The sequence below is a fragment of the Trichocoleus sp. Lan genome, from assembly GCF_039961855.1.
GTDB lineage: Bacteria > Cyanobacteriota > Cyanobacteriia > Cyanobacteriales > FACHB-T130 > FACHB-T130.
On sequence record NZ_JAMPKA010000061.1, the window covers coordinates 1 to 10,946 of the forward strand.

The 10,946-nt window shown below is 47.7% G+C and carries 9 protein-coding genes; 5 read left to right on the forward strand and 4 right to left on the reverse strand.

Annotated features, from left to right (window positions below):
• Window positions 1-199: 199 nt before the first annotated feature.
• Window positions 200-2,845 carry an alanine--tRNA ligase gene (alaS, locus tag NDA03_RS27500; RefSeq protein WP_348239796.1) on the reverse strand — a complete coding sequence of 882 codons (2,646 nt, stop codon included), beginning with the start codon at window positions 2,843-2,845 and terminating at the stop codon, window positions 200-202.
• A gap of 702 nt (window positions 2,846-3,547) precedes the next feature.
• Between alaS and NDA03_RS27505 the strand changes: the two genes are divergently transcribed.
• From NDA03_RS27505 to NDA03_RS27515, 3 genes are all read left to right on the forward strand, one after another.
• Window positions 3,548-3,751: a heavy-metal-associated domain-containing protein gene (locus NDA03_RS27505; RefSeq protein WP_190411340.1), complete on the forward strand. Its 204-nt coding sequence runs from the start codon at window positions 3,548-3,550 to the stop codon at window positions 3,749-3,751.
• A 27-nt stretch (window positions 3,752-3,778) separates the two neighbouring features.
• On the forward strand, window positions 3,779-4,117 hold the full coding sequence (locus NDA03_RS27510; RefSeq protein WP_190682471.1) for a hypothetical protein: 339 nt from the start codon (window positions 3,779-3,781) through the stop codon (window positions 4,115-4,117).
• Between the two features lie 254 nt (window positions 4,118-4,371).
• Window positions 4,372-5,361, forward strand: coding sequence for a diguanylate cyclase (locus NDA03_RS27515; protein ID WP_190677978.1), 990 nt, complete (start codon window positions 4,372-4,374; stop codon window positions 5,359-5,361).
• Window positions 5,362-5,628: 267 nt separating this feature from the next.
• Here NDA03_RS27515 and NDA03_RS27520 read toward each other — a convergent pair whose 3' ends face one another.
• Both NDA03_RS27520 and NDA03_RS27525 read right to left on the reverse strand, forming a co-directional pair.
• Window positions 5,629-6,315 (reverse strand): ATP-dependent Zn protease, encoded by a 687-nt coding sequence (locus tag NDA03_RS27520; RefSeq protein ID WP_348233261.1) that lies wholly within the window; start codon window positions 6,313-6,315, stop codon window positions 5,629-5,631.
• Window positions 6,316-6,394: 79 nt separating this feature from the next.
• The gene (locus NDA03_RS27525) at window positions 6,395-7,225 is read right to left on the reverse strand and encodes a M15 family metallopeptidase (RefSeq protein ID WP_348239797.1); all 831 of its coding nucleotides are present in this window, start codon (window positions 7,223-7,225) and stop codon (window positions 6,395-6,397) included.
• A gap of 240 nt (window positions 7,226-7,465) precedes the next feature.
• Here NDA03_RS27525 and NDA03_RS27530 point away from each other — a divergent pair, with 240 nt between their 5' ends.
• Window positions 7,466-8,407, forward strand: coding sequence for an AEC family transporter (locus tag NDA03_RS27530; protein ID WP_190682457.1), 942 nt, complete (start codon window positions 7,466-7,468; stop codon window positions 8,405-8,407).
• Here the strand turns inward: NDA03_RS27530 and NDA03_RS27535 are convergent.
• Window positions 8,393-8,920: a phosphoribosyltransferase gene (locus NDA03_RS27535; RefSeq protein WP_348239798.1), complete on the reverse strand. Its 528-nt coding sequence runs from the start codon at window positions 8,918-8,920 to the stop codon at window positions 8,393-8,395. The genes NDA03_RS27530 and NDA03_RS27535 overlap by 15 nt on opposite strands.
• 132 nt (window positions 8,921-9,052) lie before the next feature.
• On the opposite strand from NDA03_RS27535, the gene NDA03_RS27540 reads away from it, so the two are divergent.
• Window positions 9,053-10,501: an MFS transporter gene (locus NDA03_RS27540; RefSeq protein WP_348239799.1), complete on the forward strand. Its 1,449-nt coding sequence runs from the start codon at window positions 9,053-9,055 to the stop codon at window positions 10,499-10,501.
• Window positions 10,502-10,946: the final 445 nt, after the last annotated feature.

The window sequence follows — 10,946 nt, forward strand, 5'->3', positions numbered from 1 at the left end:
ACTGCTTTGTCAACATTCTCTGCGGATTGATTGCCTACTGCCATCAACCGAAGAAGCCAGCGATTGCCATTGACCACAACTTGCTGCCTTCGGCTTAACCCGAACTGACGTTAAATTAAAAACTGTTCGTAATAATTTCAAAAATAAAATCATAGGAAGCGATCGCATCCCTTTCAATTAAAGACGCGATCGCTTCCTTCTATTCGCCCAAACCCGACTTTAACTGAGTTCTAGCGCTTTCTAAGGCTTCTTTCAGCTTGCTGGGATCGCGTCCGCCAGCTTGCGCCAGGTTGGGGCGTCCGCCGCCGCCGCCGCCGCAGATTTTAGCGATCGCGCCAATGAATTTCCCAGCTTGTAACCCTTTTTTGTTGACTTCCGGGCTAAAATGTGCAACCAAACTTACTTTATCTGCTTCGGGAATTGATGCCAAGAATACGGCACCATTCCCCAATTTTTGCAGTAATCTTTCAGCCGCATTTTTTAGGGATTCGGCGTCAACATCGCCCAATTCGGCAACTAAAATTTTGAAATCGCCCACTGTTTCAGCAGTGCTGAGTAACTGGTCAGATTTCGCGAAGGCGAGTTCTGCCTTTAATGCTTCTAGCTGCTTTTGAGATGCCTTTAATTCGTTCTGGATGTTAGTAATTCTGTCGGGGAGTTCTTCGGGTTTGACTTTAAAGCGATCGCTCAAATCTTTAACTACTTTCTCCCGGACATTCAAGTATTCCAGAACCGCTGGCCCTGCCACTGCTTCGATCCGCCGCACTCCAGAGGCGACACCCGCCTCGGAGACTATCTTAAATAGCCCAATTTCAGCAGTGTTGTGAACGTGAGTACCGCCGCACAATTCCATCGAAACGCCGGGGACATCCAGTACCCGCACTTCATCGCCGTATTTTTCACCAAACATCGCGATCGCGCCTTTCGCTTTGGCTTCCGCAATTGGCAGAATCTCGGTTTCGGCGGGATGCGCTTCTGCAATCCAAGTATTAATTTGTTCTTCGATTTGTTGTACTTCTTCGGATGTCACGGGACGAGGACAGTTGAAGTCAAATCGCAGCCGATCGAAGGCGACCAAAGAACCCGCCTGAGTAATGGACTCATCAACAAATTTCTTTAATGCCGCTTGCAGCAGGTGCGTTGCTGTATGATGCGCTTGCACGCGACGGCGACAAGACAAGTCAATTTGGGCAGTTACAGCATCTTCTACCCGCAGCGTACCGCGTTCGATGCGACCGAAATGGACGAAGAAATCAGATTCTTTCTTAACGTCTTCAACTCGCACCAAAACGGAATCGCCGGAGATGTAGCCGCGATCGCCAATTTGTCCGCCCGATTCTGCGTAGAATGGCGTCTTATCAAGGACAATCTGCACTTGTGTTCCCGCTTCCGCCGCTTCGACAGATTTGCCTTCTACAAGAATCACTTCTACTTGCGATTGGCTGGAAGGTTGGGTATAACCCAGAAACTCGGTACTGTGAATGTGTTCAGCTAGCTTATCTAGGGAACCTTGGACGGTGAGATCGATAGTTTCGTGGGCGGATTGCGATCGCGTTTGCTGTTCCTCCATTGCCGCATTGAAGCCTGACTCGTCTACGGTGAGTCCTTCTTCCTCTGCAACTTCCTGAGTAAGTTCTACAGGGAAGCCGTAGGTGTCATAGAGAGTAAAGGCGTCTCGTCCGCCAATTTGAGTTTTGCCTTCCTGTTTCACCCGCTGGATAATTTCATCCAACAGTTTCTCGCCTCGTTCCAGTGTCTTGAGGAAGCGAGATTCTTCCCGTTGCAGTTCCGCTTTGATTTGTGCTTCTCGAACCCGGACGATCGGATAAGCGGATTCGGAAAGCGCGATCGCAGTTTCCGCTACTTGCGGCGTAAATTCCCCTTGAATGCCAATCAGTCGTCCGTGACGCACCACGCGCCGAATCAAGCGCCGCAGCACATACCCCCGCCCAATATTCGATGCGCGAATTTCATCGGCAATCATGTGGACGACGGAACGGACGTGATCCCCAATGACCTTCAGGGAAACTTTCGTCTTTTCGTCGCTGCTGGCGTAATCAATTCCGGCGATTTCAGATGCAGTTTTGACGATCGGGAAAATCAGGTCAGTTTCGTAATTGTTGGGAACCTGCTGGAGGATTTGCGCCATCCGTTCTAGTCCCATCCCCGTGTCGATGTTCTTATTTTGCAGCGGCGTTAGGTTGCCTTCTGCATCCCGGTTGTATTGCATGAACACCAGGTTGTAGAACTCGATGAACCGGGTGTCATCTTCTAAATCAATCTTGTCATCACCGCGTTCTGGGTGGAAATCATAGTAAATTTCCGAACAAGGACCGCAAGGACCAGTGGGACCAGATACCCAGAAGTTATCCGCTTCTCCCATGCGTTGGATTCTGGCTTCGGGAACGCCAATTTTATCCCGCCAAATCGTATAAGCTTCCTCATCTTCCCGGAAGACACTGACGACAAGGCGTTCTGGGGGTAAACCAAAAACTTGTGTTGACAGTTCCCAACCCCAAGCGATCGCTTGTTCTTTGAAATAATCCCCAAAGCTGAAATTACCCAACATCTCAAAAAACGTGTGATGTCGGGCAGTCCGTCCGACATTCTCAATATCGTTGGTGCGGATACATTTTTGAGAAGTCGTGGCACGCTTGAACTCAGGCGATCGCTGTCCTAAAAATATCGGCTTAAAAGGCAGCATCCCGGCGATCGTTAGCAGTACGGTGGGATCTTCTGGCACTAAGGAAGCACTCGGCAAAACTTGATGTCCTCGCTGGGCATAGAAGTCGAGGAATTTTTGCCGAATTTCGCTACCGCTAAGGAACTGGGAGGAAGAAGACATGGGAATTTACAAGGGCTTGGTATCGGTCAACTTTATCTATTTTTACATTTGTTTATGCCTTGTTGTAGCCCTTCTCGTTCAGGCATTGCAAGGCAGGGGAATTGTTTCTCTTTACTAACGCTTATTTGCTGTGTTTAAAGACTTGTCAAGTTTAGTTAAATCGGGGATTTTCCTCCAAAATGGGGTGCTAATTTAATAGTGGACACCAGGAAGTTAGCAAAACAAGGAGGCAGATGAAAAACGGAATGGGAAAAATAGACGCGGTGTCCCCGGTCTGTTACCCAAGTGCAGCAAGAACCAACCAAGCATAGACTGTAGTGGTAAAAAGCACTGGAGGGGCAAAAAGCCAAGCTGGTGCAAAGCCAAACCAAAGTCTGGGAAGACTGGACTATGCTGGAATACTAAAGATAAAGGTGAAGCTGCCAAACTTGTCCACCCTAGTTGTTGAAGTTCATTTTTTGAGAAAACCAATCCTTTCGATCTAACGGGCTTAGTCGCACTCGACTAAGCCCAAAAATGTTTTTAGGGGAATTTTTATCGAGGATGCGAACTGACAAGTCAGCGCTAGACTAACGCGATCGCGCCAGAATGCCGAATCTGCATTATCGCTCAGCAGGCTGATTTATCCGACACTGTGTCAACGGTAAAATAAAGGCTTCTCGAATCGCACACTTGCAAACTTAATTGACTTGAATTGAATTTATGGCACTTCAACTAAAAGTTCCCACTATTGCCTGTAATGGCTGTGCAGAAACGATTACCGACACGATCCATACGATGGAACCCGACGCCAAGGTGGACGTGGATGTAAAAGCCAAGACGGTGACAGTGGAAGCTCAAGCTTCGGAAGAAACAATCAAACAAGCAATCGTGGCGGCAGGTCATACGATTGAAGGTTATCAATAACCATACTCTGCATTACTAGGGTTAATTTTGAGCCAGTTAGGTAATAATCTAACTGGCTTTTGTCTGGTTACTGACTTCGTAGTGAATCAAGAAATCACAGATGAATCGGCTGCAAAAAGGCGCGATCGCGTAGCGTCTCCAAAGGAGAATCCCTCTGTTCTTGACAAATGGGGATGCGATCGCTCGCTTTACGCTTCCTTTCTCAAGAGTGGTAACATATACCGATTATCTGCCAGCATAAAGAAGAATCTGCTCGCAGGTTGTTCAAGCATTTGGGTAGTGTGGCAGTTTTATGAAGATTTTGTAAAATTCTCTACCGCCAACGGAATACCCATCTCTAATACTTGTAGCAAACTGAGAATGTAACAGAGTGTGTCGGTGCCAACGATCGGGTTAGAGTTTGGTAGTGCTACCCAGTTCAATGGCATAGCAGCCAGAAGCCTCGTATAGCGGCATCCGCTAGAGCGATCGCTTCTTCGCCCCACAATCTACACGCTCATCCAGTCTAGGGTCATCTATCCATTCGTCTCCTTCGTTGCTCCATAAAAACTCTAGTGGTAGAAATTCTCACGTTTCGTCAACAGGGAAAGAGCCTTGATTCTTCCGGAATACCTACGCTAATGGATGCTTTTGTTCTAGTTGTTGGAACTGATGCATTTCTGGCAACATTTCTGACGCGAATTGCTGCTTTAGTCGGTGGCGCAGTTGAAGCTGCCTCCCAGCTAGATGAAGTCATCCCACTGCTGGAAAAGCGACTGCCCTATATCTTAATTTTGCAGGCAAGTCTGGAGGGCAGTTTGGAATTCTGTTATCAGCTCAAACAACATAACCAATTAGCGGGGATTTACTGCATCTTGATAGAAGACCGACCGGAACTTGCCCACGAGCAAACACTTTCCGATCGACACCGGAAGTTGGCACTCATGGCAGAAGCTTTAGAAAAAGGAGCAGATGCTTACTTGCAAATTGCCCCAGTCAGAAGAAGGAGTGCTGCCCTTGCACAAGAGGAGATTGGGTTGCAAGATCGCTTACTGGCAGCACAAATTCAGATGGGATTACGCAAGGTGCAGAACTATCGCCAATTGATGCGAACTAATGATTTATTGTCAACAATGGCGCTATCTGACCCGCTAACAGAATTGAATAATCGTCGTGCCTTGGAATGGGAATTGCCCCGGCAGATTCAAAATGCTCGGAGTCGCTCAATACCGTTGAGTTTAGTGATGTTGGATGTGGACTTTTTCAAGTCTATTAACGACACCTACGGGCATCTTATCGGCGATCGCGTCCTGCAACTACTCTCCGCTCGTCTGCAACACAACCTGCGATTTCAAGACACTCTCTTCCGCTACGGGGGCGAGGAATTTGTTGTAATTCTCAGCCACACAGATGTTCAAGAGGCTCCAGTGGTAGCCCACCGTCTGTGTCGCCTGATCTGCGAACAACCCTTCAGAATTAATCCCACCCTGTCACTCACAATTACGATCAGTTTGGGGACAGGCACCCTGAATGCGACGGACGATATTAAAGGAGTAAACTTGCTACAACGTGCTGACCAAAACCTTCTGCAAGCCAAATCTGATGGTCGCAATCGAGTTGTTAGTGAATAATTGCGAATTGCGGAAGAGGTAGAAATTCTCCCCTCAATTTTTACCTCTTAAAAACAACGAGAAGTGTATTGGAAATTACTACTTGTTTGAGCTAAAAAGAGTATAGTTAAATAATAGAAATCTGCCTAAAAATTTTATTGTAGCTTAGTTCTTCCTTGTCAAAGTTAGTATATCAAAAAAAGTAGGTGAAGTCTAGGATACAGAGGCAACAACTTCCCATTAATTCTATAAATTGGTAATTGATTAATGACTACTAATTAGGAACGACTAACTTCTAAAAGTATGTTGCTGAAGCACCTGATAACACTCCTCAACTGAAGCACGTTGTTCCATCCTCGCCACCAGGGCTTCGTAGGCGGGATAGTTTTCCTCAATCAGGGTACGTGCTTGCAGCGCACTGGCACGCTCTTTCTGCTGAGCGCCGCTTTCCTGCCGTCCTAACTGTGTCAGCGCCTCTCTAATTTTATGCCGGTCTTCTGCGCCTCCCTCGGCGCTACCGTATGCCAAAATCTCGGCGGCGATGCCTGCCATCCAGACGGTGCAGAATCGATCCAGGATGACTTGCATCTCCCAAGGGCTTGTCATTTCTTGCTGCAATTTTTGGGTATCAAATATTACTCCACCTTGCCCAGGATTTCCTTGTCTAACGGTTTCCCAGGCGCTGAGCGTGTAGCCGGTGATGGGAATTTCAAGTAAGTAGGCGACGAGGAAATGACCGGCTTCATGCCGCAATACGCGATCGCGGTATTTGGAGTCAGCACCTGCAAACAACTCCAAAAGGATTGCAATCCCTTTGCCTTGGAAGCTCAGGGTGTCTAAGGTTGCCAGTCCCAGAATGCTAATCGTTGCGATCGCGGGGATTGTCGGTGATATGTTCAACATTGGCCCCAACAAGCTAGAAAGCGTCATTGCAAAGACGCCAATGGCAATTAGATTTAGGGCAGTTTGTTGCATGATATTGAAGTCTAAGGTAGATGAATTAAAAATTAAAACTGGTGCTTTAAATTTTGCATTTTTAATTTTTAATTACTGGCTAGGGTAAAGTATTGGGGTTGGGATTGGTCGGGGACACGACAGAGCGATCGCCCGATGGCTGTGCCCCACCTCCGAATTGTTTGGCTTTATAAAATGTTTCCAGACTATCGCGATCGCCCACATAGCGCCAGTGCCACGGTTCATAACTAACGCCTTGGGGATTGTTGCGGGGAAACGATATCTCAAAGCTATAGTAAGGGGCGTTCTTCTGAAGCCACTTAAAAGCCGCAGTCTTCTCAAAGTTAGGACTGAGATTCGTTGCGGGGACTCTTCCATCACCCACGTCTATCGCGTACCCAGTATGATGTTCGCTGTGACCGGGAGGCGCACTCACTTTTGCCCGTTCGGCGGCTGACTGTCCGCGCTGCGCCTTGGTGTCAAAATATAAATGCTGCTGCTCGCTAATCGAGCGAAATCCTGAAATTGGCACGATGATAATCCCGGAAGCTCGCGCCGCTGCTACCATCGCGTTATATTGTCTGGCAGCAGCTTTACGCATTTTCAAGCGACCATCCGCTGTAATCGCCTCAAGTTCGGACTGGGGTGCCTCTTGATAGGAAAAGTGTCCAAACAGGGTATTGGCTGCTGGTGTCGCTGGAGGCGTTTGAATGCCTGAAACGTCACTTTGTATAGGCGACGCATTCGATTCGGGTACAGGACGGGGGACTAAGATACCGATAATCAGCGCGATCGCTCCCAATCCCAACAAACCGCCAAACAGGAGAATCGGCTGCCACTGTCGCTGGCGTCGTCCGAGGTACGGCGTATCCCGCAACGCCTCCGGAATATCGTCTATCGGCAGTGCCGACTTGGGTGGTTTTTCAGGCATACCCGCGTTTTCCAAAAGAGCCACTCCTGTTGTTTTTGTGGTTAGTTATCAATTCTTAGATATCCAACAACGGCACTGAGACTCAACACCTAACTTTACAAGTATTTTAGACTGAGCGAATCTCAACAGCCGCCGTGTATTCCCAGATGCCTCGTCATCAACCCTGATGCTTAACATGAATAGAGGCTGACATATCGTACAGGTGTCAGTCTAAACCTTCTGCTGACAACCCATGAGACGATGCCTAATATAGGAATTCAACTGCTGGAACTCTATTTCCGGCTAGGTGGTGGCATTTTGCTGGGATGGGTTTTGGGTCGCCAACTGCCCAAAGTAGTTCCCACCTATTTAGGGAAGTTTCTCTTTTGGATTGGAGTCCCGCTTGGCATTGTGGCGTTTCTGCGTCACGCTGACTTATCTGGGCCAATTTGGATTGCACCCGTCGCCGCTTGGGTGGCAATTTTGGTGGGAGCCGGATTAGCCTGGTTTTGGATGGGAAGACAAGCCTCGCAATTCCCTAAAAAAGCTTGGAGTAAATCCACTCAAGGAAGTTTTCTATTAGCCTCAATGGTCGGGAACACCGGCTACTTAGGTTATCCCGTTACCCTCGCTCTCGTCGGGCAGCAGTACTTTGGGTGGGCGCTATTTTATGACCTGATGGGCACCACGCTGGGAGCCTACGGCTTGGGCGTTGTCTTGGCGGCTCGTTTTGGGGTTGGGGCAGAGAAAGGCGTCTTCCCGTCCCTACAGGCAGTGCTGATTAATCCTGCGCTGTGGAGTTTTGGCTTTGGACTGGGTTTTCGCAACTTCCCACTGCCCGAACCCGCTGAACAATTGCTGCAAATGATTGCTTGGAGTGGAGTGGCGCTGGCTTTGGTGCTAATCGGTATGCGCCTCAGCCAGCTTTCTTCCTGGGGTAGCCTCCCTTCGGCATCTGTGAGCTTGGGGATTAAAATGCTGCTCGTTCCGCTGGTACTGGGCGTTGGGGTTGGGCTGCTGGGTGTGAGTGGGGCACCCCATCTGGTCATTGTTTTACAGATGGCAATGCCTCCAGCGTTTGCCACCCTCATCTTGGCAGAAACCTACAATCTCGACCGAGATTTAACCGTGACGGCACTGGTTGTCGGGACGATAGGACTCCTATTGACTCTGCCGGTTTGGTTGGTGTTATTTGGTCGCTGAAACAGCAGCATAGCGTTGGGCTAACTCTGAGGGATCGACCTGTTCGTATTTTTCAAAGGGTTGGTGAATCCAGGGGTTTTCCGGGAGATAGTCCACATAGTAGTCAGGCGCGATGACAGAGCAAGCTTTGTACCAGATGACAGCAGTACGAATCTGTTCGACATCAGCCGCATAATGATGTTTCAGCCAAGGGATAGCTTCCCGGAGGGTGATGCCAGAATCCACTAAGTCATCCACCAGGAGAATGCGGCTACCCAGATGAGGGGAAGTCATCGTGAGGTCGCGGGCAAAGGCGAGAGAACCTCGAAAGCGATCGCCTGTGCCGCCGTAAGAAGTGGCAGCTAAAATTGCCAACGGTTTGTGGTAAATTCGCGATAAAATATCACCCACCCGTAGACCGCCCCTGGCAAGGCAGACAATCTGGTTAAACTCCCAGCCGGATTGATAGATGATTGCCGCCAACTGTTCGATTTTTTGGTGGTACTCTGACCATGACACGTAAAGCTCTGGCATAACAGGCACAATTGAACAGGTTTAGAGAACAGTACAAATGCTATAGAACAAATGCTATAAAATTCCCGCTCTTGGGAGACAGATGCGATACTTTTTTGAAATTTTCAATCCCCCTGCCATCAGCCAACTGCCATGAGTGATTCCTCTTCTGAGCATTCCCCCGCGACACCCGACAGCGAAAAGCTAAAGTTAAGTACGAAACTGGCTTATGGTGCCGGTGATGTAGGTGCTGCGATCACCGCAAATATTGGGGTGTTTTATACCGCCTATTTTCTGACCGATGTCGCCGGAATCGCCGCTGGACTAGCGACTTGGATTCTCCTGATTGGCAAGGTTTGGGATGCGGTGAACGATCCGGTTGTCGGGGTGCTTAGCGACAGAACAAACTCGCCACGCTGGGGGCGTCGGCTTCCCTGGATGTTATATGGGGCGATTCCGTTTGGAATCACGTTCTTTTTGCAGTGGCTAGTTCCTCGATTTAGCGCCAATGACTCTGCAAATCAATGGGGATTGTTCTGGTATTACATTGTCATTTCGATTTTGTTTAATTCGTTTTACACCGCTGTTAATTTACCCTACACCGCCCTAACTCCAGAACTGACTCAGGACTACAACGAACGCACGAATCTCAACAGCTATCGGTTTGCTTTCTCGATTGGGGGAAGTATCGTATCTGTGATTGTGTTCGGAATCATCGCCGCTTTGATTCCTAATGACCGCATCCAGCAATATTTGGTGATGGGCGTCGTTTGTGCAATCTTGTCGGTCTTACCGATTTATTGGTGTATTTGGGGGACACGCGATCGCATTTTGGCAAGGGCGGCACAAAATCCCACCTTTGAGCAACCTGTTTCCCTCCCAATTTTGCAACAAGTGCGGATTGTTTTGAGCAATCGCCCTTTTTTATATGTTGTTGGAATTTATCTGTGTTCCTGGTTAGCTGTCCAGGTCACAGCGGCTATCATTCCTTATTTTGTTCTCAGTTGGATGCGCTTAAGCGATGCAGTCGTTGCCCAAGTCATTCTAGCGGTGCAGGGAACAGCATTGTTGATGCTGTTTATCTGGAGTAAGCTTAGCCAGCGATACGGTAAAAAAGCCGTATATTTTATGGGGATGAGCGTGTGGATTATTGCCCAGGCGGGACTATTTTTCTTACAGCCCGGTCAAATTGCTTTCATGTACGTGTTAGGAGTGATGGCAGGTTTTGGCGTTTCTACTGCTTATTTGATCCCGTGGTCGATGCTGCCAGATGTGATTGAATTAGATGAACTAACAACTGGACAGCGGCGGGAAGGGATTTTTTACAGCTTTATGGTGTTCTTGCAAAAAGTCAGTTTAGCTGTTGCCGTGGCTCTAGTCTTGAAAAGCCTGGAGTGGAATCAATATATTCGGTCTACCCCAGAGAACTTAGCCCCAATTCAACCGGATTCTGCACTTTTAGCGATTCGCATCGCCATCGGACCTCTACCAACAATTGCCCTAATTTGTGGATTAATCCTGGCATACTTTTATCCTCTGACTCGTGAGGTTCATGCCGATATCTTACTGAAACTGAAAGAACGGAAATTAAAGGCTCAATAGCTCTTAATTAATGAGCTTTTCGGTTTGAATGGGTGGGTTAGAAATTCACCCATTCAAAAAAGTTTTTTTTTGAATATTATGGACTTTATTGATTTTTTTTGGTAAGCTGAAGTTGATAAGGAAGAACTGACTAGTAATATTTTTTTGAGATATATTTTCATTATTTAAGAATACCTTTTCAACGCATAGCTAGTAGTTGTTTGCAATACATTCTTCAAAAATTTTTTTTTAAAGTTTTGAATCATTGCATAGAATACCAGCATCATTCATTTAGCTAATCGCTAATTTAAGCATAAGAATCGCTACAACACGTCCAAAATCAAGCCAATCAATAGACCTCCTGCATGAATAGGAGAGCGTGTGACAGTGGGCAATTGTTGCTAGGAAAAGCACGCTAGATTTTGATGAGAACGAATTCTAGAATCAGCGATGCAATACCGAGAGT

Coding starts and splice junctions, on each gene's coding strand:
- alaS (WP_348239796.1), bottom strand. CDS start 2,845: ATGTCTTCTTCCTCCCAGTTCCTTAGCGGTAGCGAAATTCGGCAAAAA.
- NDA03_RS27505 (WP_190411340.1), top strand. CDS start 3,548: ATGGCACTTCAACTAAAAGTTCCCACTATTGCCTGTAATGGCTGTGCA.
- NDA03_RS27515 (WP_190677978.1), top strand. CDS start 4,372: ATGGATGCTTTTGTTCTAGTTGTTGGAACTGATGCATTTCTGGCAACA.
- NDA03_RS27520 (WP_348233261.1), bottom strand. CDS start 6,315: ATGCAACAAACTGCCCTAAATCTAATTGCCATTGGCGTCTTTGCAATG.
- NDA03_RS27525 (WP_348239797.1), bottom strand. CDS start 7,225: ATGCCTGAAAAACCACCCAAGTCGGCACTGCCGATAGACGATATTCCG.
- NDA03_RS27530 (WP_190682457.1), top strand. CDS start 7,466: ATGCCTAATATAGGAATTCAACTGCTGGAACTCTATTTCCGGCTAGGT.
- NDA03_RS27535 (WP_348239798.1), bottom strand. CDS start 8,920: ATGCCAGAGCTTTACGTGTCATGGTCAGAGTACCACCAAAAAATCGAA.
- NDA03_RS27540 (WP_348239799.1), top strand. CDS start 9,053: ATGAGTGATTCCTCTTCTGAGCATTCCCCCGCGACACCCGACAGCGAA.